This window comes from Micromonospora sp. DT229 (assembly GCF_049844505.1).
Taxonomy (GTDB): Bacteria; Actinomycetota; Actinomycetes; order Mycobacteriales; family Micromonosporaceae; genus Micromonospora.
The window spans coordinates 169,882-195,738 of the sequence record NZ_JBNCLD010000002.1; the positions used below are offsets into that span (position 1 = coordinate 169,882).

The 25,857-nt window shown below is 71.7% G+C and carries 19 protein-coding genes and 1 pseudogene; 8 read left to right on the plus strand and 12 right to left on the minus strand.

What is annotated here, in order from left to right:
- Positions 1-18 precede the first annotated feature (18 nt).
- Positions 19-1,491: pseudogene (locus ACLQ2T_RS03580) on the minus strand (hypothetical protein); the annotation flags it as partial.
- A gap of 1,887 nt (positions 1,492-3,378) precedes the next feature.
- Here ACLQ2T_RS03580 and ACLQ2T_RS03585 point away from each other — a divergent pair.
- The 5 genes from ACLQ2T_RS03585 (at position 3,379) to ACLQ2T_RS03605 (ending at position 8,862) form a co-directional block, all read left to right on the plus strand.
- Positions 3,379-4,017 carry a TetR/AcrR family transcriptional regulator gene (locus tag ACLQ2T_RS03585; RefSeq protein WP_327023982.1) on the plus strand — a complete coding sequence of 213 codons (639 nt, stop codon included), beginning with the start codon at positions 3,379-3,381 and terminating at the stop codon, positions 4,015-4,017.
- 63 nt (positions 4,018-4,080) lie between these two features.
- Positions 4,081-4,308 carry a DUF3107 domain-containing protein gene (locus ACLQ2T_RS03590; protein WP_099849490.1) on the plus strand — a complete coding sequence of 76 codons (228 nt, stop codon included), beginning with the start codon at positions 4,081-4,083 and terminating at the stop codon, positions 4,306-4,308.
- A 754-nt stretch (positions 4,309-5,062) separates the two neighbouring features.
- Complete coding sequence (locus ACLQ2T_RS03595) at positions 5,063-6,769, plus strand: DEAD/DEAH box helicase (RefSeq protein ID WP_425764533.1); 1,707 nt, start codon at positions 5,063-5,065, stop codon at positions 6,767-6,769.
- Positions 6,770-7,143: 374 nt separating this feature from the next.
- Positions 7,144-8,325 carry a class I SAM-dependent methyltransferase gene (locus ACLQ2T_RS03600; RefSeq protein ID WP_425764534.1) on the plus strand — a complete coding sequence of 394 codons (1,182 nt, stop codon included), beginning with the start codon at positions 7,144-7,146 and terminating at the stop codon, positions 8,323-8,325.
- A 120-nt stretch (positions 8,326-8,445) separates the two neighbouring features.
- The gene (locus tag ACLQ2T_RS03605) at positions 8,446-8,862 is read left to right on the plus strand and encodes a helix-turn-helix domain-containing protein (RefSeq protein ID WP_425764535.1); all 417 of its coding nucleotides are present in this window, start codon (positions 8,446-8,448) and stop codon (positions 8,860-8,862) included.
- Between the two features lie 75 nt (positions 8,863-8,937).
- Here the strand turns inward: ACLQ2T_RS03605 and ACLQ2T_RS03610 are convergent, their stop codons facing one another.
- Positions 8,938-9,849: a hypothetical protein gene (locus ACLQ2T_RS03610; protein ID WP_425764536.1), complete on the minus strand. Its 912-nt coding sequence runs from the start codon at positions 9,847-9,849 to the stop codon at positions 8,938-8,940.
- Between the two features lie 240 nt (positions 9,850-10,089).
- Complete coding sequence (locus ACLQ2T_RS03615) at positions 10,090-12,231, minus strand: DEAD/DEAH box helicase (protein WP_425764537.1); 2,142 nt, start codon at positions 12,229-12,231, stop codon at positions 10,090-10,092.
- Positions 12,232-12,331: 100 nt separating this feature from the next.
- Here ACLQ2T_RS03615 and ACLQ2T_RS03620 point away from each other — a divergent pair, with 100 nt between their 5' ends.
- Positions 12,332-13,126 carry a hypothetical protein gene (locus ACLQ2T_RS03620; RefSeq protein ID WP_425764538.1) on the plus strand — a complete coding sequence of 265 codons (795 nt, stop codon included), beginning with the start codon at positions 12,332-12,334 and terminating at the stop codon, positions 13,124-13,126.
- Positions 13,127-13,242: 116 nt separating this feature from the next.
- Here the strand turns inward: ACLQ2T_RS03620 and ACLQ2T_RS03625 are convergent, their stop codons facing one another.
- From ACLQ2T_RS03625 to ACLQ2T_RS03650, 6 genes are all read right to left on the minus strand, one after another.
- Complete coding sequence (locus tag ACLQ2T_RS03625) at positions 13,243-13,989, minus strand: SDR family NAD(P)-dependent oxidoreductase (protein WP_425764539.1); 747 nt, start codon at positions 13,987-13,989, stop codon at positions 13,243-13,245.
- A gap of 67 nt (positions 13,990-14,056) precedes the next feature.
- Complete coding sequence (locus ACLQ2T_RS03630; RefSeq protein WP_425764540.1) at positions 14,057-15,175, minus strand: branched-chain amino acid ABC transporter permease; 1,119 nt, start codon at positions 15,173-15,175, stop codon at positions 14,057-14,059.
- A complete protein-coding gene (locus ACLQ2T_RS03635; protein WP_425764541.1) occupies positions 15,172-16,062 on the minus strand; it encodes a branched-chain amino acid ABC transporter permease in 891 nt (296 codons plus the stop codon). The genes ACLQ2T_RS03630 and ACLQ2T_RS03635 overlap by 4 nt, the downstream gene beginning before the upstream one ends.
- Entirely contained in the window at positions 16,062-16,841 is a 780-nt protein-coding gene (locus ACLQ2T_RS03640; protein WP_425764542.1) for an ABC transporter ATP-binding protein, read from the minus strand. The genes ACLQ2T_RS03635 and ACLQ2T_RS03640 overlap by 1 nt, the downstream gene beginning before the upstream one ends.
- Positions 16,841-17,584 carry an ABC transporter ATP-binding protein gene (locus tag ACLQ2T_RS03645; RefSeq protein WP_425764543.1) on the minus strand — a complete coding sequence of 248 codons (744 nt, stop codon included), beginning with the start codon at positions 17,582-17,584 and terminating at the stop codon, positions 16,841-16,843. The genes ACLQ2T_RS03640 and ACLQ2T_RS03645 overlap by 1 nt, the downstream gene beginning before the upstream one ends.
- A 2-nt stretch (positions 17,585-17,586) precedes the next feature.
- Positions 17,587-18,792, minus strand: coding sequence for a substrate-binding domain-containing protein (locus tag ACLQ2T_RS03650; RefSeq protein WP_425764544.1), 1,206 nt, complete (start codon positions 18,790-18,792; stop codon positions 17,587-17,589).
- 433 nt (positions 18,793-19,225) lie between these two features.
- On the opposite strand from ACLQ2T_RS03650, the gene ACLQ2T_RS03655 reads away from it, so the two are divergent.
- Both ACLQ2T_RS03655 and ACLQ2T_RS03660 read left to right on the plus strand, forming a co-directional pair.
- The gene (locus tag ACLQ2T_RS03655; protein ID WP_425764545.1) at positions 19,226-20,563 is read left to right on the plus strand and encodes a TrkH family potassium uptake protein; all 1,338 of its coding nucleotides are present in this window, start codon (positions 19,226-19,228) and stop codon (positions 20,561-20,563) included.
- On the plus strand, positions 20,553-21,224 hold the full coding sequence (locus tag ACLQ2T_RS03660; RefSeq protein ID WP_425764546.1) for a potassium channel family protein: 672 nt from the start codon (positions 20,553-20,555) through the stop codon (positions 21,222-21,224). The genes ACLQ2T_RS03655 and ACLQ2T_RS03660 overlap by 11 nt, the downstream gene beginning before the upstream one ends.
- Positions 21,225-21,245: 21 nt before the next feature.
- On the opposite strand, the gene ACLQ2T_RS03665 is transcribed toward ACLQ2T_RS03660, so the two are convergent.
- From ACLQ2T_RS03665 to ACLQ2T_RS03675, 3 genes are all read right to left on the minus strand, one after another.
- On the minus strand, positions 21,246-22,961 hold the full coding sequence (locus ACLQ2T_RS03665) for a serine/threonine-protein kinase (protein ID WP_425764547.1): 1,716 nt from the start codon (positions 22,959-22,961) through the stop codon (positions 21,246-21,248).
- 70 nt (positions 22,962-23,031) lie between these two features.
- Positions 23,032-24,585: a fused MFS/spermidine synthase gene (locus ACLQ2T_RS03670; RefSeq protein ID WP_425764548.1), complete on the minus strand. Its 1,554-nt coding sequence runs from the start codon at positions 24,583-24,585 to the stop codon at positions 23,032-23,034.
- A gap of 36 nt (positions 24,586-24,621) precedes the next feature.
- Entirely contained in the window at positions 24,622-25,626 is a 1,005-nt protein-coding gene (locus tag ACLQ2T_RS03675; protein WP_425764858.1) for a coiled-coil domain-containing protein, read from the minus strand.
- Positions 25,627-25,857: the final 231 nt, after the last annotated feature.

Here is a 25,857-nt window from a genome sequence, read left to right on the forward strand (position 1 = left end):
AGTCTGCCCGGGTACCCGTCAGGCCAGCAGGGCCTCCAGCCGACGATTCACCGCAGCCAGTGTGGCGCGTACCACCGCCTGTCGGGGATCACCGGCGACCAGGGCGGACCCGGCGAGTTGCTCCACCCACCCGTCGCAGACCAGCAACACCACGACGGTGGCCACCTCACAGTTACCGAAGGGCACCACGGCGGCGTGTTCGACGAAGCATCGTCCGCCCTCGACGGGACCGCCGGCACCCCGCAGCAACTCGTCGATCGAGGCCGCGGCGGCTACCGCACAGAGCCGCAGCACGTAACCGTCGACTGCGGGGCCGGTGGTGTACCCGGCGGCACTGCGTTCCCCGGCTACCAGCCGGACCTCGACGGTGGCATCCAGTCCGAAGGTGCTGACCTGCACGTGGTCGAGCACCACCCGGGGACCGGGTCGCCCGCCGGTGTCCAACGGCCGCGACGGCGCGGATTCCGTGGTGGTCAACTGCCCACCGGAGTACGACGCGCCGAGGGTCGCCGGGCTCCCGGTCGCGCCGGGCTCCTCCACGGCGGCCCGGCCACTGTTGGGTGAGGGCGCCGGACGTCTACGCCGCAACTGATCCGGTGCGGCTTCGGTGCGGGTCGCCACGGCTTCCGGGCGGGCGCCCGCCGGTCGGTTGGTCGGGCGTCGAGGCTCGCCGCCGGCCCGGCTCTCGCCGTCGCCGCCCCGATTGTCGGCAGACCGACGTCGCACCGGCGCGGCCGGTGCCACCGGCACGCCGCTCGGCGCGGCGGCGAGTCCCATCCGCTCCTGGAGCAGCCGGGCCACCTGCCGGCTCACCTCGGCCGGATCGGCACCGTCGGCGAGGTCGAGACGCAGGCTGTGGGCCCCCGCCGGGGTACGGCGCAGCGACGCATCGCGTACGCCCTCGACCCCTCGGACCGCGTCGAGGATCGCGTTGACGTCGAAGCCCTCCGGCCGATCGCGCAGCGGTGCCGGCTCGTCATCGCGGCGCAGGTGGGTGGCGATCCGGGCGAGTTCCGGCGTTTCGGCAGGTGGATCCACGGCAGGCGGCTCCGGAACGAGGGGCACGTCCGGTTCGGCGGGGACGCGCTGGGGCAACACCGCCGCTGTGCCGTCCGGTGACCGCCCCCCGCCCGGTTCCACCGGCGGTACGGGTTCAGGCGCGGACCGACGTGCCGCGTAGGGTGCCGCGTTCGTCGACCCGTTGGCGGCATGGCTCTGCTCGTGGCGCCCCGACCCTGCGGCGTTCATCCCGGTCAGCGCATCGGCGGGAACCGGGGTCGGATCAGGCTGGGCGGGGGTCGCCGCGGAACGAGTCGGGACCGGCTCGTCGGAGACCGGACGAAGCCGAAAGGGTCGGTGAACAGACAGGTCGGTCGGCTCCCGGTGATCGGAGACCGGCCCGGCACCAGAGGTCGGCCTGAGGTCGGCGGTCGGCATCGGGTCGTTGGTCGGCCTGAGGTCGGCGGTCGGGCTGAGTTCAGCAGCGGGCCTGAGTTCAGCGGCGGATCTGGCCGCGGAGGCGGCCCATGGATCGGGCGTGGCTTCCGGGGCGGCGGCCGTCGAGTGGGCCCCGGGTGCCTCCCGGTAGGTCGACCCGCCGGCCGGTGGGGCGCTGGTCGGGCCGTGAGCCCAGGGCCCCTGCTCCTCCGTCGGCGGTTGAACTGCTCGGGTGCCCCAAGGCGCCTGCTCCTCCGTCGGGGGTTGAACTGCTCGGGTGCCCCAAGGCGCCTGCTTGTCCGTCGGCGGCTGGGCGCCCCAGGGCAGCCCCTCCTCAGCCGGCGCGGCACTGACCGGGCGGGCCCAGGCCGGACGCTCCGGCGGCTGCGCGGTCGGGCCGGTCGCCGACCGTTCGTCGGCGGCCCGAGGAGCCCAGGTCGGTCGCTCCACCGGGGTGCTGGTCGGCGGCATCGCCCAACTCGGCCGGTCGGAGAAGGTCTGCTCAGCCCGCCCGGGTAAGTCCGACTCAGCCCTACCGGGCAGGTCCTGCTCAGCTCCAACGGGCGGATCCTGCTCAGTCCTGCCGGTCATGTCGTGCTCAGCTGGATCGTGCTCGGCCCTGCCGGGGGGATCCTGCTCGGCCCTACTGGGCGGGTTCTGCCCGGCCGTGACGCTGGGGTCGGATTGAGCCCAACCGGGGAGGGCCGGCTCAGGCCGACCGGTGGTCGGCTCCGGCCCCTGACCCGAGGAGCGGAATCCCTCGTACGGTCGGGGTGGTTGCACAGGTACCGGCTCGTAGGGACGGCTCGGCTCGGCGCGCACCGGCTCGTACGGCCGGTTGGGCTCGTGGGCCCAGGTCTGGGCCGGAGTCTCACGCGAGCGTCGACCCGGTGAGTCACCCTCACCCCGGGCCCACGATGGAGCCCATTCGCTGGTCGGAGTCGACCGGGCCCAGTCCGGCTGCTCGGCGGCCGCCGGTAGCCGGAGCCCGGCCTGGTCGGTCGGTGTCGGGTCAGCCGGTTCGGCGGCAACGGCCTCGGCGGGCCCCCACCGGTTGGCCCCGCTGGAGTCCTCCCACCCGTGCGGCGCCGGGCCGGCCGACTCGTCCCGGTGGCGCTCGGCGGTCGGCGCGTGCAGCCCAGGGGGCATTTCGAAGCCCGAGGCGGCGGTGCCGACCGGCGGCACCTGCACGGTCGGCGACGAGGTCGGCAGGCCACTCGCCGGCGGCCCAGAGGTCGGCGGGCCACTGACCGGCGGCGCCGAAGTGGGCAGGCCGGTCATCGGCGGGGCCGAGGTCGGGGCAGCGTACACAGGGGCCGACAGGCCCCCGGCCGGTGGCGCGGAAGTCGGTAGGCCGGTGGGCGGTGCGGAGTGCTCACTGGCCGGTACGGGACGCGGTGCCGGCAGCACCAGGCGCTCGTGACCGGGATGGTGGCCGGAATCACGGGACCCGGGCGGGGCGCTCACCGGGGCGTGCCAATCGGCGGATGGCTCGTTCGCACCGGGGTACCTGCCGTTGACCTGGTGGCCGTTGACCCCCTCGGACCGCTGCGGCACCGGCTCTCCGGGCGGGGCCGGCAGGTCGGCGTAGGGTGGCGAGGCCGTGGACCAGCCGGTCGGCGGCGGAATCACCCGCCAACGTTCCCCGGTCTCCTGGGAGCTTTCCGCGCTCCAGGACCAACCCCCGGTCGGCGGAGCCCACCCGTTGCCGGAACGGCCCAGGTCATCCTGCTGACCCGTACCGTCGCCGTGCTCTCCCGGGGTGGCGGCACCGGGCTGTCCTGTTTCACTCACCGCGCGCTCCTTGGTCGCCCCCGCTGAGGCTACCGTGTGGCGACAGTGGCGATAAGTTACAGCGGCGGGCCAATTCCGCCCGGGGCCCTCCAGGCCCTGGTCGGTTTGACAGAAATGCCGGTCCGCACGACGACCTCGGAGGTTCTGATGACCGCTGCGGGGAACGGCGCCCAGACCGCCGGCCGGCCCACGCGCCTACCTCGTTCGGCACGCCGCAAGCAGCTGCTCGCCGCAGCTCAGGAGGTGTTCGTCGCGCAGGGTTACCACGCCGCAGCCATGGACGACATCGCCGAGCGGGCGGGAGTCTCGAAGCCGGTGTTGTACCAACACTTCCCCGGAAAGATGGAGCTGTATCTGGCCCTGCTCGACACGCACTGTGACGCCATCGTCGCCAAGGTGCACGATGCGATGGCCAGCACCACCGACAACAAGGAGCGGGTCGGCGCGTCCGTACGGGCCTACTTCGACTTCGTCGACCACGAGAGCGAAGCCTTCCGACTGGTCTTCGAGTCGGATCTTCGCAACGATCCCGCCGTACGGCAGCGGGTCGAGCGGGTGGAGCAGGGCTGCATCGCCGCCATCACCGACACCATCATCTCCGACACCGGGGTGAGCCGGGCCCACGCCGAACTGCTCGCCTCCGGTCTGGTCGGTGCCGCCGAGACCGCCGCACAGTTTTGGCTGGCCGGGGGCCGTCCGGTGCCCAAGGCCGAGGCGGAGGCGCTGGTGGCGGCGCTCTCCTGGCGGGGCATCGCCAGCTTTCCGCTGCAAGGTGAGTCAGCCTGAACTAGCACCTTGTGATCGGATAGCCTTCGCACGGCGGCCATATCGCCCGACGGAGGAGGCACAGTGGAGGTCAAGATCGGCGTGCAGTACGCGCCCCGCGAACTGGTTCTGGAGAGCGCGCAGTCGCCGGCCGAGATCGAGCGGATCGTGACCGACGCCGTCGCCCGGGGTGAGGGCACCCTGTCCCTGACCGACGAGAAGGGCCGGCGGATCATCGTGCCGGTCGGCAAGGTCGCCTACGTGGAGATCGCGGAGGCATCTCCCCGGGCGGTGGGTTTCACCGTCCGCTGACGGTCCAGTTGGTAGGTCCGGCGGCGACCATCCGCGCGGTGCGCGCACAGGTCAGCCGCCGGATCGAGCCCCCCGGCTGCTCGCCCTGACGGATTCGGGTGGTGAGCGCCCCACGGTCGGCGACGATCCCCGCCCGACCCGGGACAGCGCCACACCCACCAGACGCCACGCCCATCGACGGCCGCTTGGGCACGGTCGGCCGAGATGACGAGGCCCGGTTTCGGCTATCGACACAGCCCGGCCCGAGACCCAGCGCATCTCGTCGTAGCCCCGCCGTACGCCCGGCGCATCGAGCCGGTCGGTCCACAGCGGCATAGAGCGCGGTCGACCCATCGTGACCCGTAAGGCGCGGTCGAGACGGGCAACCCGCAGGTTTTCGCCGAACGGGGACACACCGGGATCTGCGGGCGAGACTTCGAGGGCCCCGACCTGGTGACAGACCGGGCTGGCTGGTGATACACATCACGTAAGAGCCTGCCCGGTGACGCTTGCTTGCTCGGAATCAGGACAGCGTATGGCCCGTTCAGGTAGTATGGAGGCGTTGCCGTAGGCGCCGATCCGGCCGGAGTCGTAGTGGATCTGGGATGGCATTGCTTCCCGATTCGCAGGTGATTCCGAGTCGAAGTCCGACCCACGGCGCGCGTGCGGCCCGGTCCGCTCGGCTTTCTGCCGCCGACCGTGTGGCCCGCGCCAAACCGAACGCGCCCTGAGGACATGACGGGGCGCACCCACGAGAGGGCACCCCCAAATCCACATGAGTGAGCTGACTCAAGACCTCACAGACGGCCAGGAACTGGCCCCCACCGCCCCGGTCCGACCGGAGGCACCGACCTTCGCCGAGCTGGGCGCCCGCGCCGAGACCGTCGAGGCGCTGGCCGCGGCCGGCATCACCCGCGCCTTCGCCATCCAGGAGTACGCCCTGCCGATCGCGCTGCGCGGGGCCGACCTGATCGGGCAGGCCCCGACGGGCACTGGCAAGACCCTCGGCTTCGGCGTACCGCTGCTGGAGCGGGTCTTCGCTCCCGGCGAGGGCGGCGACGGGCTGCCCCAGGCGCTCGTCGTGGTACCCACCCGCGAGCTGGGCATCCAGGTCGCCAAGGACATCGCGGCCGCCGGTCGCACCCGAGGCGTGCGCGTACTGCCGATCTACGGCGGGGTGGCGTACGAGCCGCAGGTCGAGGCGCTGCGCAAGGGCGCGGAGATCCTCGTCGGCACCCCGGGTCGCCTGCTCGACCTCGCCAAGCAGAAGCACCTGCGCCTGCACGGGGTACACGCGCTGGTGTTGGACGAGGCCGACCGGATGCTGGACCTGGGCTTCCTCGACGACGTCGAGCGGATCCTGGCGATGCTGCCCGAGGACCGGCAGACCATGCTGTTCTCGGCGACCATGCCCGATCCGATCGTGACCCTGTCCCGGCGCTTCCTGCGGCACCCGGTCACGATCCACGCCGGCCACACCGCGGAGACCGGTCCGTCGCCGCAGACCGAGCAGTTGGTCTACCGCACCCACTCGATGAACAAGGTCGAGATCGTCGCCCGAATCCTCCAGGCGGAGAGCCGCGGCCTGACGATGATCTTCACGCGGACCAAGCGTGCCGCCGACCGGGTCGCCGAGGATCTCGACTTCCGTGGCTTCGCGGTCGCCGCCGTGCACGGTGACCTCGGCCAGGGTGCCCGCGAGCGGGCCCTGCGGGCCTTCCGCGCCGGGAAGATCGACACCCTGGTCGCCACCGACGTCGCGGCCCGAGGCATCGACGTCAGCGGCGTCACCCACGTGATCAACTACGACTGCCCGGAAGATCAGGACACCTACACCCACCGCATCGGCCGCACCGGCCGGGCGGGAGCTACCGGTGTCGCGGTGACCTTCGTCGACTGGGACGACATGCCGCGCTGGCGGATCATCGACAAGACCCTCGGGCTGGACATGCCCGAGCCGCAGGAGACGTACCACACCTCCCCGCACCTCTACACCGACCTGCACATCCCGACCGACGTGACCGGCACCCTGCCGACCGCCGAGCGCACCCGCGCCGGGCTCTCCGCCGAGGTCGAGGAGGACCTGGGTGGCGGCCGGTCGCGCCGGGGCGAGCCACGCGGCGGACGCCGCCAGGATCGTGGCCGCAGCGACAGCGGGCGCAGTGAGAGCGGGCGCAGTGAGAGCGGGCGCGGTGAGGGTCGTAGGCGTTCCGTGGGCCGCTCTCCCCAGGAGGGCGAGACCACGCCGGAGACCACCGAGGCCACCGAGGGCGGCAGCCGTACCCCCCGCCGTCGTCGACGTCTCCGCGACGGCGAGGTCATCGCCGGTGTGGACGCGACCGCCACCGCCGGTGCGGTCACGACCGTCGAGTCCAGCGCCGGCACCGAGGGTGCCGCAGGCGAGGCGGCACGACCCCGTCGCCGCCGACGCCGCCGTGGCGCCGCATCCACCGCAGGTACGGCAGCCGAAGCGACCGACTGACCCCACTCACCAACACCCATGCCGCACCGTCCGTCCAGGGCGGTGCGGCTCTGCGTTCGCCGCTCGGCCGCCGCCCTGACCGGACACCGTCCCTGTCGGGCGGTGCGGCAGTGCGTTCACCACCCCTGCCCCCGCCGGGTCGGCAAGGTCACGCTCGATCTTTGATCGAGTGGCCTCGTTCGCGCCTGAGGCCACTCGATCCCGCATCGAGCGTGACCTTGAGCGGAGGCAGCGCGCGGCAGCGCGGCAGCGCGGCAGCGCGGCAGCGCGGCAGCGCGGCAGCGCGGCAGCGCGGCAGCGCGGCAGCGCGGCAGCGGCGAGCGACTGGGCAGGCTGGTGGCGGGGCGAGGTGGCCCGAGAGGAAAGATGGAGTCATGCCCGAACCGTTGGATGTTGCCCTGGCCGAGGTCCGTTCGATGCTGCTCGGGTCCGGGCTGACCCGGGCCGTGGCCGCCGGTCGACGGCGTGGTCAGCGCCCTTCCGTGGTCCGGGCCGAGCTACGGCCGGTGGTGCTCAAGGCCGGGCCACGGTTGCAGATCGCCACCTCGGACGGCGCCCGGCCGTACACCCGCAATGTGGCGCCGGGGCCGGAGTCGGATGCGGCGGTCGAGGCCCTGCTGGCCGAGCCGTTCGGCAACTGGCATGTCGAGACCACGGACGCCACCCTGCAACTGCGGGTCACCAAGTCGGGCGAGGCCCAGGTGCACCGCAGGCCGGTCGCCCCGGCCGACGGAGACCAGCCGAGCGCATCGCAGCAGGCTGCGGTGCGGCACGACCGAGCCAAGGAGTACCTGCTCGATCCCGGTGACCCGATCTTCGCCGAGATCGGCGGCTCGGCGGCGAAGCGTCGGCAGGTGGACGCCTTCCTGCGGGCGCTGGTCGCCACCTTGCCCGCCGGGCTGACCGGCCCACTGCGGGTGGTGGACCTCGGGTGCGGCAACGCGTACCTGACCTTCGCCGCGTACCGGTACCTCTCCCAGCGCGGGCTGGAGGTGGAGCTGGTCGGGGTGGACGTACGCGAGGATCAGCGCCGCCGCAACACCGAGCTGGCCGAACGGCTCGGCTGGGCAGATCGGGTGCGGTTCGTGGCCGGCACCATCACCGACGCTGTCGTCGAGCCGGCACCTGATCTCGTCCTCGCCCTGCACGCCTGCGACACCGCCACTGACGAGGCGTTGGCCCGTGCGGTGCGGTGGGGAGCCCGCTGGGTGTTGGCCGCGCCCTGCTGCCATCACGATGTGGCGGCACAACTGCGCGCCGGTAGGGTACCCAACCCGTACGGTCTGCTGACCCGGCAGGGCATCCTGCGGGAGCGCTTCGCGGACGTCCTCACCGACGCGCTGCGGGCCGGGCTGCTGCGGCTGCACGGCTACCGGGCCGAGGTGGTCGAGTTCGTGGACTCCGCGCACACTCCCCGCAACCTGCTCATCCGGGCCCGCCGTACGGATGTGGCCCCCACCGCCGAGCAGCGTGCGGAGTACGCGGAACTGGTCGAGCAGTGGCGAATCACACCCCGGCTGGAAACCCTGATCAACCGGACCACAACGGCTCTTTAGCACCTGGCCGATGCCGCCAGCCGTGCCTGCCTGATCAGTCAGTCAGTATCTTCCGGCGAAACCCGTACTACTCTCGGATAAGTGCACCGTCAGGTGCCGTCGGGAGGGAAGACCCACCGGATGGGTTCGGCAGAAGTATCGCCACAGATGGCGTTCGCGCGCTTCGTGCGCCGGGCTATCGACGACGCCCGCGAGGAACGCGGATGGACCGTCACCGACCTGGCCGCCCACACCGGAGTCGGTCGGTCCACCATCTTCCGCTGGTTGGCCGGTGACTGGCAGGACTACCCGGAGCTGGCCAAGGTGCGGGGCTTCTGTGCCGCCCTGGACCTCCCGGTAGCGGCGGCCTTCCGCGCGCTGGGGCTGCCGGACACCGGCTCGGGAAGCCTCCCCCGGGGCAGCGAAGGCTCGGTCGAGGCGGACGTGCGGGTGATCCTGCAACGACTGGCCGACCCGACCGTACCGGCCGAGGAGAAGCACCACATCCGCGATCTGCTGCGCTACCTGGCCCGCCGCCCGATCCGCCGCGCCGGCTGACCTGCGCAGGCCCGGCCGGCTACGTGGGCCGGGCTGACCTACATGGGCCCGGCTGGTCAGCGCGGGCCCGGCTGGTCAGCGCACCAGCACGGTGAACTCGGCGGTGCGGACCTCACCCCCGGTGGCGAAGTCCAGGTAGAGGCGGTACCGCCCCGGTCCGGGTGCGGTCAGCCAGAACTGCATCGCCCCGTCCACGAGTTCCGGTTCCGGGTGTACGTGCAGGTAGCCGAGGTCACCTTCGCGCAGCGCGACCAGGTGGCCGTACGCCCCCAGGTACTGCTCCAGGTTCGGGCTGCTGCCGTTCGCAGCGGTGACCCGGAAGCTCACCGGCACGGTCAGGTCGGGCTCGGGGTCGCCCTGGTAGCTGACGGTCAGGCCGTCGACCGTGTCGCTGGTCGCTGGGGCGGGTAGGGGGCGCGGCGCGTACTCACCGGGGGCCACCAGGTCCACGCCCAGGGTGGTCGCGGTCTGTCGGCCGTCCTCGGCAAGGGCGGTGAAGTCGGCGTATGCGCGCCAGATGCCGGGCTGGGGCAGGGTCAGCGGCACCGACCAGGTGCCGTCGGCCGCCATGCTGGGATGCAGGTGCTGGTAGCCGGTCAGGTCACGGCGTACCACGATCAGGTGCATCGGCTTGTCGTGGACCACCGCGAACCGGGTGACCGTCCGCCGTTGCGCGTCCTGGATCCGGAACCGCAGCTCATCGGCCTGCCCCGGAGTGAACTCGGCGGCCAACGGGGTGAGGGTGTAGCCGGCCCGGCTGACCGCCAGGCCACCCGCCTCGGCCGCCTCCGCCTGCCCGGCCTCGTGCGAGTGGGCACCGGTGCCCGGGGCGTGGGTGTGGCCGGTCAGGGCGTTCTGCGGCACCCCGCCCGCAGCCAGGGCTCCGCCGGTGTTCAGCCGACCGAGCCCGAACCCGAGCAGTACGGCCAGGATCAGCCCACCGACCACGAGCGCCAGCCGCACCGTACCCGGATCGGGTCTGTCCACCGCAGCCTCGCCGCCGCCCCCAACCTCCCCGGCCCCCACCTGCTCAGCCGTTCCGTCATCCCCCCGCACCGCCACATCCCCTTCTCGCTCCCCCGGCACCCACCCACCGTAGCCACCACCCCCGCACCCCCACCCCACCTCCCCCGCGATCTTGCACTTTTTGTCGCTGAGATGCGGCATTCACCCGCTATGCCCCGACAGAAAGTGCAAGATCGCGGGGGAGGTCAGGAGGTTAGGAGGTTAGGAGGTTAGGGCCAGGGTTAGGGGGAGGACGGCGGGGGCGTGGGCGCGGCGGAGTTCGCGGGCGGCCAGGGTCAGGGTCCAGCCGGTCTCGACCAGGTCGTCGACGAGCAGAACGGGGCCGGTCAGGTCGGCGAGGGCGGCGGCCAGGGGGGCGGGCACGGTCAGGGTGCCGTGCAGGGCGCGTACCCGCTGGGCGCTGTTTCCGCGGGCGGCACCGGGCGGGGCGGCGACCGCCACCCGGCCCAGCAGCGGCATCCGCCCGACGGCGGCGATCCGCTCGGCCAGTGAGGTGATCAAGAGCGGATGGCTGGCCGAGTCCATCGTGACCACCCCCACCGGGCGACTGGGCCAGGGGTCGTCCCCGTGCGCCCACGCCTTCAGGACCTCGATGACGGCCGCGACCACGTCGTCCGGCACCGGCCCGTCCGGGGTGCCCGGCCCGACCAGACCGCGCAGCCGGTCACCCCAACCGAGATCGGAGAGCCGGCCCACGGCCCGACCGGGCAGCGCCTGCTCCGTCGGGGCGATGCGCCCCTTCAGGGGTACGCCGACCGCCGCCAGCCCGGTCGGCCAGAGCTTCTTCGGCGCGATCTGCACCCCGGGTCGGCCGAGGAAGGTCTGTGCGGCCGTCAAGGCCGCCGGTGACACCTCGGCGGTGAACAGGGGCTCGGCACACCGGTCGCAGCGGCCACAGTCGGTCGCCTCGGCGTCGTCCAGGCACTCCCGCAGGTAACGCAGCCGGCAACCGGGCGTCGAGGCGTACTCCAGCATGGCCTGTTGCTCGGCGGTGCGGGCGGTGGCGACGCGGCGCAACCGCTCGGCGTCGTAGTTCCAGGGCTCGCCGGTGGCGAGCCAGCCGCCGCGCACCCGGCGGACCGCGCCGTCGACGTCGAGCACCTTGAGCATCATCTCCAGGCGGGCCCGACGCAGGTCGACAAGCGGCTCCAGGGCCTGGGTGGAGAGCGGCCGGTCGGTGTGCAGGGCGGCGAGCACCGCGCGGACCTGATCCTCCGGCGGGAAGGCCAGTGAGGCGAAGTACCGCCAGATGGCCACGTCCTCGGGGCCGGGCAGCAGCAACACCTCGGCGTGGTCGACGGCCCGGCCGGCCCGGCCGACCTGCTGGTAGTAGGCGATCGGTGAGGGTGGGGCGCCCAGGTGCACCACGAACCCCAGGTCCGGTTTGTCGAAGCCCATGCCGAGGGCGCTGGTGGCCACCAGGGCCTTGATCTTGTTGTCCAGCAGGTCCTGTTCGGCGGCGCGCCGGTCGGTGTCCTCCGCCTGCCCGGTGTACGCCGCCACCGACCACCCCCGGGCCCGCAGGAACTCGGCGGTCTCCGTGGCCGCGGCGACGGTCAGGGTGTAGATGATGCCGGACCCGGGCAGCCGGTCCAGGTGGTCGGCGAGCCAGCCGAGTCGGTGCGCCGGGGTGGGCAGGTCGAGTACGCCCAGCCGCAGGGACTCACGGTCCAGGCTGCCCCGCAGCACCAGCACCTCCGGCCCGGGGGCGGCCACCTCGGTGCCGAGCTGTTCGGCCACGTCCCGGGTCACCCGGGCGTTGGCGGTGGCCGTCGTCGCCAGCACCGGCGTGTGGGCCGGCAGGTTGCCGAGGAAGGTCCGCAGCCGGCGGTAGTCCGGCCGGAAGTCGTGCCCCCAGTCGGAGACGCAGTGTGCCTCGTCGACCACCAGCAGCCCGGTGGTGGCGGCCAACTGCGGCAGCACACCGTCCCGGAAGTCCGGATTGTTCAACCGTTCCGGGCTGATCAACAGCACGTCCACCGTCCCGGCGTGGATCTCGGCGGTGATCTCCTCCCACTCGTCCAGGTTGGCGGAGTTGATGGTGCGGGCCCGGATGCCGGCGCGGGCGGCGGCCTCGACCTGGTTACGCATCAACGCCAACAGCGGGGAGACGATCACCGTCGGCCCGGCGGGACGGGGCTGGTCGCGCAGCAGGGCGGTGGCCACGAAGTAGACCGCCGACTTGCCCCAGCCGGTACGTTGCACGCAGAGCACCCGCCGCCGGTCGACCACCAACGCCTCGATCGCCCGCCACTGATCCTCACGGAGGGTGGCGTGCTCGCCGGCCAACCGCCGCAGCACCTGTTCGGCGCGATCCCGGACCATGCTGCGTTCCTGGCTCATTCGGCCTTTCTACCAGTGCGGGCGGTAGCGGGCTGATGTCCCTCCGGCCCGGCCCGACCTGCTGGCATACGATGCCGTTCGATCCATGAGAGAGGACGACATGACACAGCCAACCGGCACCACCGTCACGAGCCGGCGGATCGCGGTCGCCGTGGTGGCCCTGCTCACCGCCGCCATGGTGACCGGCTGCGACGACGATACGCCGCAGGCGGCCCCACCTCCGCCGGACCCGAAGCAGGAGCTGCTGGCCGCGGTGCCGACCGACGAGGACCCGGCCTTCCGCTTCGTCACCCGTGACACCTCCGGCGACGTCTCCGGGGTGGTGGATCCGGCGAACCGGGGCATGGACATCGACACCGTCACCAAGGACAAGGACTTCACCCTGGAGATGTCCTTCCGGATGGTCGACTCACGCACCTGGATGAAGGTCAACTTCAAGGGGTCGAAGGACATCCAGAAGTTGATGAAGCTGCCCACCAAGTGGATGGAGATGGATCCGGCGAAGATCGAGAGCCCGGACACCCTGCCCACCTACCAGGGCACCGATCCCGGCAACGCCGAGGCGATCATCCGCGCGGCCAGCGAGGTCCAGGCCGGCGAGGGTGGGACGTACACCGGGGTGATCGACCTGTCCACCCAGCCGGACCTGACGGAGGCCCTGGAAGGGCTGGTCACTTTCGGGGACGGCGACGAGCCGATCCCGTTCACCGCCGTCGTCGGCCCGGACGGCAACCTGGCCTCGCTCACCCTGGAGATCCCGCCCGCCGGCAAGAAGAAGGCCAGCGAGTACGTGGTCGAGTACTCCGACTTCGGCAGCACCCCGCAGATCGTCGCCTTCACCCCCGACGAGGCCCAACCGGCCCCCACCTCCGCCTACGACCTCCTGAACGGCTAACCCCTCCCCGTATCGCCGTGTTGATCAAGAGGTTTGCGTCTGGATCGGCCCCGCCGGAGACGCAAACTTCTTGATCGACGCGCGGTGAGCGGGGGTGAGGTGAGGGCGGGGTGGGGTCAGCGGCCGAGGACGGAGCCGCCGTTCACGCCCAGGATCTGGCCGGTGACGTAGCCTGCGGCGGGGCTGGCCAGGTAGCGGATGGACTCGGCGATGTCGTCCGGGGTGCCGGCCCGGCCGACCAGGGTCGCGGCCACCCGTTTGGCGTGGCCCTCGGGGGTCATCCGGCCGAGGAAGAGTTCCGTCTCCGCGACGTAGCCGGGGCTTACCACGTTGACCGTGATCTGCTCCGGACCCAGTTGGGCCGCGAGACTGTACGCCCAGCCGTGCAGTGCCGCCTTCGCCGCCGCGTACGCCTCATCGCCACCCCGTTGGGCGGCGATCGAGCTGATCAGGATCACCCGTCCGCCGGGGCGGCGCAGCATGGGCCGCAGCGCCTCGGTGAGCAGTACGGCCGTGAGCACATTGGTGTCCAGAGTGGCCCGCCAGTAGGCGGCGATCCCGGCCAGGGTGTCCTCCTGCGCGCTGTGGAAGGCGCCGGCATTGTTGACCAGCACGTCGACCGGTCGGTCCCCGACCGCCTCCAGCACCCTGCCGATCTGCTCGGGGTCGGTGAGGTCGACCGGCACCGGGCGTACCGCCTCCGGTCGGCCGGTCTGGGCCCCGATCCGGTCGGCCGTCGCCGCCAGCACCTCCGCCCGTCGACCGAGCACGAGCACCGAGCACCCGTCGGCGACGAGGGTCCGCGCCACGGCCGCCCCGATTCCCGTACCACCGCCGCTGACCACAGCCAACCGCTCGGCCACCCCAGGTCCCCTATCGTCGTCGGTCCATTGATCACCAAGGCTAGCGGGCCGCCCGCCGGCCTTCTGGTCAACTCTCCCTACACGGGCCCAGGCGCAGGGCGTTGCGCAGCAGGGCCAGGCGGGGAGCCAGGCTGGCCAGGCCACCGGGGAAGAAGTAGACCGCCAGGATGAAGACGGTGCCGAGGACGAACAGGGGCTGGGACAGGGGTCGGCTGAGGAAGGCTGGCAGGGCGTCCACCGCACCGGAACTGCCGACCGAGACCAGGCGGTGGTCCAGGTACATGTAGAGGATCCCGCCCAGCACCGGGCCCCAGCGGGTGCCGGGGCCGCCGAGCACCACCATCACCAGCAACGACAGGGTCAGCTCACTGCTGGTGATGTGCGGGGAGGCACCGCCGACGATCAGGCAGTAGACCACCCCGCCCGCCGCAGCCAGACCACCGGCCAGGGTGAAGGCGACCAACTTGAACCGGTACGGGTCCAGCCCGAGCACCCCGATGCGCCGCTCGTCGTCGCGCACTCCGGCCAGCACCCGTCCGGTCGGGGAGCCGCTGACCCGGTGCACCACGAAGACCACCACGACCAGGTACGCCAACGCCAGCCAGTACAGGTTGACCGTGTTGGCCACCCCGACCAGCCCGGCGGGCACCCCGGTCACATCCAGCGGCAGCCCCTCCTCACCACCGGTCAGTCCACCGAAGTCGCGGGCCACCAGGATCGCCCCGACCTGGGCGAAGGCCAGGGTGACCATGGCGAAGGCGATGCCGACCGTACGCAGGGCCACCGCCCCGACCAGTGCGGCCAGGATGGTCCCGCCGACGATCGCCAACGGCGCGGCCTGCCACAGCGGCAGCCCGGCCCGGGTGATCAGGATGTCCGTGCCGTACACCCCGGCGGCGAAGTAGAGGGCGTGCCCGAAGGAGAGCATCCCGGTCCGCCCGAACAGCAGGTCGTAGCCGGCCGCCAGGCCACCGAAGACCAGGCAGACGGCGAGCAGTTGCAGGGTGCCGGGCGAGTTCAGGGCACCCTCGAACAGGCCCGGCAGGTGCAGGGTCGAGTACGGCAGGACCAGCGCCACCACCAGCACGACCAGGGGCAGGAAGGGGCGCAGCCGGGACCCACCGGTCGGCTGGGCCGGCACCTCCGCCGCAGGTGCCGGGATCTCGGGACTCTTGACCTCGGTCATGCCGTAGCCACCTTTCCGGCGATGCCCTGCGGGCGCAGCAGCAGCACCACGGCCAGCAGCGCGACCACGCAGATGTCGCCCAGCCCGGAGGTGCCGTAGTAGTTGACGAACTGTTGCAGCAGCCCTACCGCCACGGCCGCGTACGCGGACCCGACCACCGAGCCCATACCGCCGATGACCACCACGATGAAGGCGAAGATCAGCAGGGAGCCGCCCTGCTGGGGCGAGACCGTGCCGAAGTAGACACTGCCCAGTGCACCGGCCAGGGCCGCCGCCGCGCCACCGATGGCGAAGACCAGGGTGAAGGCCTTGCGGACGTCGATGCCCAGCGCGGTGACCATCTCCCGGTTCTCCACCCCGGCCCGGATGATCAGGCCGTACCGGGTCCACTGGAGGAAGGCCAGGATCGCAGCCAGCACCAGCACCGCGGCGGCGATCAGCAGCAGCCCGCCGTTGGGCACCTGGGCGCCCAGGATCGTGGTGACCTGGCGGGTCCACTCCGGACGGGGGAAGGGCCGGGCGTCCGCACCCCAGGTGGCCTGCAACAACGCCACCCCGGCCAGGGAGAGACCGACGGTGACCAGCACCTGCTCGATGGTGCGGGAGTAGAGCGGCCGGATCAGCACCAGCTCGACCAGCACCGCCATCAGGGTGCCGGCGGCCACCCCGAAGGCGACCGCAACCACGAAACCGAAGCCGTCCGCGCCGGCGCCGGGCAGGTTCCCCGCCGCCCACCAGGTCGCGTACGCCCCGACACCCAGGAACAGTCCGTGCGCGAAGTTGAGCACGTCGGCGAGGCCGAAGACCAGCGACAGGCCGGAGGCCACCAGGAAGTACAGCGCCGCCAGACCGAGCCCGGTCAGGGTCAACAGGATGACCGCGTCCATCAGTGCCCGTCCTTCCGTCCGGCCCCGGGCGCGGCGTGGTGGCTGCCGGGCGCGGCGTGGTGGCCCTCCGCCGAACCGACCCCGAGCAGGGACCGGGTCAGCTCGGTCTCGGCCAGCAGCCGCTGGGCGTCGCCGGTCCAGGCCACCTGGCCGGCGGCCAGCACCACGGCGTCCCGGGCCAGTCGCCGGACCACGGCCAGGTTCTGCTCCACCAGCAGCACCGGCACGGATTCGGCGACCCGCGCCAACACCTCCGCCACCTCGGTCACCACCTTCGGCGCCAACCCCTTGGTCGGCTCGTCCACCAGCAGCAGCCGGTTGTCGTTGAGCAGCACCCGACCGATGGCGAGCATCTGCTGCTGCCCGCCGGAGAGGGAACCGGCCCGCTGCCGGGCCCGCCGTTGCAACTCCGGAAAGAGCGCGAAGACCCGGTCGTACGCCGCCGTGCCGCCCCGCCGCTCGGCGAGGCGCAGGTTCTCCGCGACGGTCAGTCCGGTGAAGACGCAGCGGTCCTCCGGCACGTAGCCGAGCCCACCCCGGACCAGCCGGTGGGTGGGTTGGCCGAGCAGGGCCCCGGTCTGCATCCGGACGACGCCGCGGACCTCGCCGCCCGGGGGAGTAAGCCCGACCAGGGCGCGCAGGGTGGTGGTCTTGCCGACGCCGTTGCGACCGAGCAGCACGGTGACCCCGGTCGGCGCGACCGTGAACGACACCCCTTGCAGGATGTGCAGCCCGGCGATCCGTACCGACAGATCCTCGACCGTCAAGATCGGCTCCATCAGAGCTCCTCCCCCAGGTAGGCCTCTTGCACGGTCGGGTTGGCCATCACCGTCTGCGGGGTGTCGCAGGCCAGCAGGGCGCCGTGGTGCATGACCGCGATCCGGTCGGCCAGGTCGAGGATCACGTCCATGTGGTGCTCGACCATCAGCACCGACCGGCCACTGTCCCCGGTCAGGGACCGGATGACCTGGACCAGTTCCGGTACGTCCTCGGCGCTGACCCCGGCCATCGGCTCGTCGAGCAGCATCACCCGCGGCTCCCCGGCCAGCAGCAGGGCGATCTCCAGCTTGCGCTTCTCGCCGTGGGCCAGGGTGCCGGCCAACGCCGTACCCCGGTGGGCCAGACCGACCCGGTTCAGCGCCGTGTCGGCGGCGGTGGCCACCTCCCGATCGGCTGCCGCCCGCCGCCACAGCTTCATCGAGCCCCCGCGGTGTGCCTGTACGGCCAGCCGGACGTTCTCCCGCACGCTCAGCGATCCGAAGACCGAGGAGGCCTGGAAGGTACGCCCCAGGCCCAGCCGGGCCCGCCGGTGCGGCGGCAGGGTGGAGATGTCCTGCCCGTCCAGGGTGACCTGGCCCTCGGTGGGCCGACGCAGACCGGTGATCAGGTTGAACAGTGAGGTCTTGCCGGCGCCGTTGGGCCCGATCACCCCGAGGAACTCCCCGGGGGCCAGGTCGACGTCGACGGCGTCGACGATGGCGACCTCACCGATCCGCCAGGTCAGACCGCGGGTGGCGAGCATCCTCAGCCCTTCATCGCCTGGACCGGCGGGGCGGCCTCGTCACCGGTGAGCGCCTTCTGGGCGGTGGCGGTGAAGGTGTCGCCGCTGCCGGTGAGGTTCGCCTGGTACATCGGCTGGAGCAGGGCGTGGTCCTCGGCGCGGATGGTCATGGTGCCCTTCACACCCTCGAAGCTCCAGCCCTCCAGCGCGGTGATCATCTTCTCGACGTCGTCCCCGCCCTCCTGCACGGCCCGGACCACCATCTGGGCGGCGGCGAAGCCGTCCGGGTGGAACAGGTCGAGGGTGCCACCGGGGATCTTCGCCTTCGCAGCCCTGGCCGCCTCGGTGTCGCTGGCCCCGTCGAAGTAGTGCGAGAGGAAGGAGATCTTGCTGCCGGCCGCCCCGAAGGTGGGCCAGGAGGCGCGGATGTCCAGGCCGGTGACCACCGTGGTGGAGCTGAGCACTCCCTGCTGGTCGAGGGTCTGCCACATCGCCGGGGCGGTGGTGCCGGCCCAGGCGACGAAGAGCAGGTCCGGCTTGGCGGACTTGATCTGGCTGGCGAAGGGGGTGAACTCGGTCGCGCTGGCCGGTGCCCGGACCGCGCTGACGGTCGCCCCGGCCCCGCCGATGATCTCCTTCACCGCCGCCTCGTTGGCGTCACCGAACGCCCCGTCCTGGGCGAACACCACGACCTTCTTGCCGGTCGGGTCGCCGATGAAGGACCTGGCGGTCACCACGTCCTGGTACGACTGCCGACCGGAGCGGAAGGTGTACTTGTTGACGCCGGTCACCGCGTCGGTGGCGGCCGCGCCGGAGATGAACAGCACCTTGTTCTGGGCGGCGATCGGGGCTACCTGAAGCGCCACACCGGAGGCCGTCGAACCGGCGATGATCTTGCTGCCCTTGCCGATCAGATCCTTGGCCGCCGAGACCGCCTTCGCCGGGTCACCGGCGTCGTCGACCTCGGTGACCTCGATCGCCCGGTCGCCGACCTTGTTGGTGCCGCCGGTGGCGAAGTCCAGACCGGCCCGGAACCCTTCGATGTACTGCTTTCCGTAACTGGCCAGCGCTCCCGACTGGGAGTAGACCAGGCCGACCTTCACCGGGGCGGCGCTGTCGCCACCACCGTTGGCGGTGTCCTTCGGACTACCACAGGCCGTGGCGACCATCGCCGCGGCCAACATCGTTGCGGCGGACAGGAACACCCGCCGTGTCGTCCGGACCGTCATTGCCACTCCACGTGAGGACTCAGAGGGAGAGAAACCGTATGTGTCGGCTCACGCTAGAAGTGACATCACCCACGGGCTATGTGGCTCGTGCACACAAGTGACCGGAGGTGGATGGCTTCCGGTTACAGCCAGGAGTACCCGGCAGCGCCCTCTCGGGAAGACCATGGCCACATCCCACGGCCACCTCCCACCCTGTGTCGTCCACCGCCACCCGCCCGACCGCCCGTCGGCCAGCCAATCTTGGACAGTTTCCGTTTTCGCGTAACGGCAACTGTCCAAGATCTAGTGAGATCGGCGCGGTTCAGGTCCGGTGGCGGACCCGGGCCGCCGGTGGCGGGGCTCGGCGGCGGGGGCGTTGGCGCGTTGGGCGGGGCCTGACCTCGGGATTCCGGTTTCTCCCGTTCGAGATCGCCGGAGATCGGAAGATTGCCTGGTGCACCGGTTCTTTCGTCACCCCGTACGGCTGGTGCCGATCGCGTTCCTGGTGGCGATCGGAATCGGCACCGGGCTGCTGATGCTGCCCCCGATGACGGCCCCCCGACACGAGCCGGCGCCGCTGCTCACCGCCCTGTTCACCGCCACCTCGGCGATCTCGGTGACCGGGCTGACCTCGGTGGACACCCCGACCTTCTGGTCCACCACCGGCCTGGTGGTGATCATGGTGCTCACCCAGATCGGTGGGCTGGGCATCCTCACCGGCGCCGCCCTGGTGGTCCTGACGGTCTCCCGGCGGCTCGGCCTGCACAACCGGATGCTGGTGCAGGCCGAGACCCTGGAGTACGGCATCGGCAACCTGGGTCGCCTGCTGCTGCGCATCGGTGCGACCGTGCTGGCCTGCGAGGCGGCGATGACGGCCGTCGTCACCGTACGGCTCTGGCTGGGGTACGACTACCCGTTGGGGCGTGCCCTGTGGTCGGGTGGCTTCCACGCCATCCAGGCGTTCAACAACTCCGGCTTCTCGCTCTACCCGCACGGCCTGCTGTCCCTGGCCCGCGACCCCTGGATCTGTCTGCCCCTGGCACTGGGCAGCATCATCGGCGGGCTCGGTTTCCCGGCCCTGTTCGAGGCGGTCCGCGAGTGGCGCCACCCGATCCGGTGGGCGGTCACCACCAAGCTGACCATCTGGGGCAGCCTCGCCCTGCTCCTCCTCGGTTTCCTGGTCCTCCTGCTGATCGAGTGGAGCAACGCCCGGACCATCGGCCCGTACGCCGTCGGCGACAAGATCCTCGCCGCCTTCACCCAGATCGCACTGTCACGCACCGGGGGGATCGAGGTGGTGCCCATCACCGGCCTGCGGGAGGAGACCTATCCACTGCTGACCGGGTTGATGTTCATCGGTGGCGGCAGCGCCAGCACCGCCGGCGGCATCAAGGTCACCACCTTCTTCCTGCTCGCCTTCATCATCTGGGCGGAGATGCGGGGCGAGCCGGACGTCACCGTGGGGCATCGTCGGGTGGCCACCGCCAGCCAACGGCAGGCCCTGACGGTAGCCCTGCTCAGCGTCGCGATCGTGGCCGTGGGCACCCTCCTGCTGATCGCCATGACCCACCGGGTGCCGTTCTACGCGGCGTTGTTCGAGATCACCTCGGCCTTCAGCACCACCGGCCTCTCCGTCGGCGTGACCTCGGCCCTGTCCGACGCGGGTCTACTCCTGCTGACCGTGCTGATGTACATCGGCCGGGTCGGGCCGCTGACCCTCGGCTCGGCGATCGCGCTGAACACCCGGCGTCGGCTCTACCGCTATCCAGAGGAGCAACCCATTGTCGGCTAACCGCCCGGATCCGGGGCCCATCGCCGTGATCGGCCTGGGCCGGTTCGGCTCCCGCCTGGCCGAATCGCTCAGCGCCCTGGGTCACGAGGTACTCGCCATCGACCATGACGCCCAGCGGGTGCAGAAGTGGTCGAGCCTGCTCGACCAGGTGACCCAGGCCGACTCCACGGACGAGCGGGCCCTGCGCCAACTCGGGTTGACCGACCTGAGTCGGGTCGTGGTGGCCATCGGGGCCTCCGTGGAGTCCAGCGTGCTCACCGTGCTGGCGCTCGTCGAGTTGGGGGTGCCGCAGATCTGGGCACGCGCCACCTCGACCCAGCACGCGAAGATCCTCTCCGCGGTCGGGGCGCACCATGTGATCTTCCCCGAGAAGGAGACCGGCGAACGGCTGGCGCACCTGATCGCCAGCCGGATGCTCGACTTCATGGAGTTCGGGGACGCCTTCGCCATCGCGAAGATGCCGGTACCCGCGGCCCTGGCCGGACACCGCCTGAATGAGGAACAACTGCTCGACCGCCACGGGGTACGGATCATCGGGATCAAGCCGGCGCACGAGCAGGGGTACCGCTACGTCTCGGACAGCCTGCGCCTGGGCCCCGAGGACCTCGTCATCGTCGAGGGGACCATCGAGCAGGTCCAGGCCTTCGCCTCGCTGTCCTGACCCGGGGCGTACCGCAGATCCTCAGCCCTTCCGGCCGGGTGGCCGGTGCGACTTGCCCCGCTTGGCCGCCTTGCTCTTCTCCGGCTTGCCCTTGGCCGGGGTGCCCTTGGCCTGCTGCTCCTTCTTGCCGGGGCCACCCTTCTTGCCGCCCTTCTTCTCCGGCTTGGCCTTCTCCGGCTTGCCCTTCGACTTGCCGGAGCTACCCGAGCCCCCCGAGCCGGCCTTGCCACCGGAACCGGCCTTGCCGGCGGTGACCTTCACCGGCTTCGGGGTCGGGGCGCTGCCGGCGATGCCGGACACCTGCACCCCACAATGCTCGTCACCCAGGCGGAACTCCACCGGCAACGGATTGGTGCCGGTGTAGGTGCCGGTCAGGTTCAACTTCTCGGTGGCACCGGGAGCCAGGGCGGGACGCTGCGGGGTGGCTTGCAGTGCCACCGCGCGCCCCTGCTGGCGGGCCGGCACTGGGCTGGCCTCAGTCACCTGCTGCTCACCGGGGAAGGCGAAGCGGACCGTCCAGTCCCGCAGTTCCCGCTCCCCGGTGTTGGTCAGGCTCAACTCGGCCGTGAACTCCTTGCCGGAGTCCTTACGCAGCGCGTACGAGACCTGGCACGGGATGCGCTGCTCACCGCCCATCCGCGCCTGGGTGGGCTGGTCGATGCCGCCGCTGGCCGGGCTGCGGGAGGTGACCCCCCACACCGCCGCGGTGACGGCCATCAGCGCTACCGCGGCCACCGCCGCCTCGGCCCGCCGCCGACGGTCCAACCGCCGCCGGGTACGCAGACCCACCAGCGGCACGGCATCCGTCGCCGCCGACCAGGGCAGGATGGTGGTACCCGCACTGGCCAGCGACATCGCATCGGCCGGCTGGTCGGCCGGGGACACCGGCACCCGGGGCACCTTCCCGATCACCTCGGCCAGGGTCCGGGCCACCTCGGCCGTGCCGGGCCGGTCCGCTGGCCGCTTGGCCAGGCAGCGGTGGATCAGCTCAGCCACTCCGGCCGGCAACTCCGGCACCGAGGGCATGGGCTCGGGTTCGCGGTACATGTGCGCCCGCAGCATCTGGGTGGTGGTCTCGACCTGCCAGGGCAGCCGTCCGGTCAGCATCCGGTAGAGCAGCAGTCCCACCGCGTACACGTCGGTGGCGGGGCTGACCTGGCCGTTGTCCAGGCGTTCCGGGGCCAGGTAGGCGGGGGTGCCCAGCAGGGTGCCGTCCGTGCCCTTCTCGCTCTCCCCCACCAGGGCGGAGATACCGAAGTCGACCACCTTCACCCCGGTGGCGGTGAGCATGACGTTTCCCGGGGTGACGTCGCGGTGCACCACCCCACGGGCGTGCGCGGTGGCCAGGGCGGAGGCCACCTCGGCCGCGATGGTCACCGCTTCCCGCCAGGGCAGGGTGCCCGCACCGGCGAGCCGGGCGGTCAGCGGAGCACCGTCGATCAGCTCCATCACCACGTACGGCAGGGTCAGCCCCACCTGCTGGGACTCGCCGTAGTCGTACACGTTGGTGATGTTGGGGTGGCAGAGCCGGGCCGCGGCCTGGGCCTCGGTGCGGAGCCGGTGACGGAAGGCCCGGTCGCTGGCCAGCCGGGAGGCGAGGACCTTGACCGCCACCTGCCGGCCGAGCACCTCGTCGTAGCCGCGCCAGACCACGGACATCCCGCCCGTGCCGAGTTGCTCGATCAGCCGGTACCGCTCACCGAGCAGCTGCGCGCCCCTGCGTACCTCTGCACCCATGGTCGGCCTTGTTGCCCGATGCGAACCCGCCTACACCTTTCTGAACGGATTCGGTCGAGGATTCACCCGATCAGGCGGTCGCCAGCAGTTGATCCACCGGGGCGTAGTCGTCCGTGAGCACCAGCGCCTCCCCGACGAAGTCCGTCAGATCCCCGCCGCTGAGCAGGCTGACCGGCTCGTTGTCTGCGTCCAGCCGGGCTCGGAGGGCGGCCAGCGGCAGCGGGGTGTCGGAGGCGACGATGAGGAAGTTCGCGCCCCGCTCCCCGGCCAGGGCCTCCGGCGGGGCGATCAGGGCCACATGCTGGAACTCGGCCGCCACGGTGGCCACCTCGCTGCGGATGAACCGCAGCGGCGGATAGTCGATGACGTTCTGCACGTACACCCCACCCGGCCGGGTGACCCGCCGGATGTCCGCGGCCATCTCCCGGGTGGCCAGATGCCAGGGCACCACCAGATGTCCGAAGGCGTCGCCGACCACGAAGTCCCGGCTGTCCGTCCCTTGCCGGCCCGTCCACAGCCGGGCGTCCCCCACCATCACCTGAAGATCCGGCCCCTGGCGTACGCCGAGGTGCTGCTCGCCCAGAGCGACCAGGCCACCGTCGAGTTCGAAGACCAGGTTGTCGGTGCCGGGCCGGGTGGCGGTCAGATAACGGGGGATGGTGAACCCCCCGCCGCCCAGGTGCAGTGCGTCCAGCCGTTGTCCCTCGGGAGCCATCACGTCCGCCACCGCGCCGATCCACCGGGTGTACGCGTACTGGAGGTGGGTCGGGTCGGCGAGATCCACGTACGAGTGCTGGGCCGAGTTGAGCAGCAGGGTGCGTCCGTTCTCCCGGTCGGGGTCGGCCTCGACCCGGGCACAGTGGTACGCCGTCTCCACGTCACACGGATTCGGGGCGACCGTGGTCAGCCCGGCACCGACCAGGCCGAGCACCGCCAGCGCCGCCTTCACCCGGGCCGGACCGGGCAGGGTGGCCCGGTCCTGGCGGTGCAGGTACACCCCCAGGGCGATCCCGGTGATCCCCAGGGAGGCGGCCAGCCCGAACAGGATGACCGTGCTGGGCAGCGCGGCGACCAGCACGAACCCGGTGCCCAGGGTCGCCGTGACCGCGCCCAGGGTGCCGATGCCGGAGAGCCGGCCGACCACCTGACCGGTACGGCGCAGGTCGGCCAGTTGCAGCTTGACCACCAGCGGGGTGACTGCCGACAGCAGCATCGCCGGGGCGAACACGGCGACCGCTACCAGCAGCAGAATGGCCCCGGCCGTGCCGCCGGTGAGCACCTCACCGGCGTACCGCACCGCCGGCAGGGTGATCGCGGTGGCGATGCCGGAGAGCACCAGGGCAGGGGCCAGCAGCGTACGCGGATTGCGCTTGTCGGCCAGCCAACCTCCCGCCCAGGCCCCGTAGGCGATCGCGGCCAGGGCGATGCCGATGACCGAACTGGTCACCTGAAGTGTCACCCCGACGTACGGCCCGACCAGGCGCAGCGCCGCGGTCTCCAGCACCAGGACGGCGCCGCTGGAGTAGAAGACCAGAAAGGCGGCGAGCCCGTTGGGCAGGGCCCGTGGGGTCGTCGAATCGGCCGAGGTGGCCGGTGCCACGAGGTCAGGCGATGGAGAGTTCATCGTGGGGATGGTACGCAGCGTCGCGACGGCCCCGGGTCAGTACATCGAGAGATGAACGTGGTTCGTGTGGTCTGCGGCGGGACTGCCACTGCCGCCGTACGACCGCCAACCGGTGCCCGGGTGCCAGATCTGCCGGTACCAGATGACGTACAGCACACCCAGCCGATCGGCGTTGCGTACATGCCAGGCGGCCAGGCTGTCCCCGTACGCCTTGTCCCCGCCGGTGGCCGTGCGGTCCTCGAAGCCGTTGGTGGCGGCGGAGAAGTCACAGGCCCGGCCCTTGGGGTGCTCACCCGAGCCACCGCTGCGATAGCAGGAGACGTACCGCTTGTATCCGGCGGCCTGGGTCTGTTGCAGGGCGTGCAGGGTGCGCGGGGTGATGCAGCCTGAGGTGGTCGGGTCGTTCACCGAACAGGACTCCGACGGCCAGGAGCCGTTGGCGTTGCGTGGTGCCGGCTTGGCCGAGGTGGAGTTGCCGCCGCTGAAGCCGCCGCTGCTGCCCGAACTGACCGCGGCCAGGGCCGCCTCGGTCTCCTTCTTCTTCTTGGCGATCACGGCGAGCTGCTTGGTCTGCTCGCGTACCTCGGCGTTGATCGCCAGCTTGGCCTGGCGGGTCTGCGCACGGGCCTCGGCCAGCTCGCGCACCCGACGGCCGTCCCGCTGGGCCATCATGTCCAGGCTGGCGGCCCGCTGCACGAAGGCCTCCGGGGTGCCGCTGTCCAGCAGGGCGGCGGCGGCGCTGAGCCGACCGATCCGGTACGACTGCGCGGCCACCTCACCGACCACCAGACTCAGCTCGGCCAGCCGCTCCTCCAACTCGGACAGCTCCTTGGCCAGCTTCTTCTGCCGCTTCTTGGAGCCGTCGAGCTTGCGCTTGGCCTCGATGTGCGCCTTGGCGGTGGCCTCCAGGGTGTCCCGCAGCTTCTTGCTGCCCCCCTCGTTGGGCTCCGCGTACGCCGGCACGGCGCCGAGGCCGAACAACATCACGACGGCGGCGAGCAGGGCGATCAGCGTTCGATGCGAGCGCCGCCGCACGGGCATGGACCTGCGCACGAAAGCATCCTCTCGTCGTCCGCCGGCCCCCTTGGTGAGATCACTGCGCGGCGGCGGTCCCCGCCGGCGCCGATCGGCGGCCTGCTGGCGATGAACCGCCGGTCAGAATACCGGAACCAGCACTCCCGACCAGTCCCCCGACCCCCACACCCGTCAATCATCAACCCACCGCAACCCTCACCTGACCCTCCGCCCACCCCGGCCCACCCGGGCCGGCCT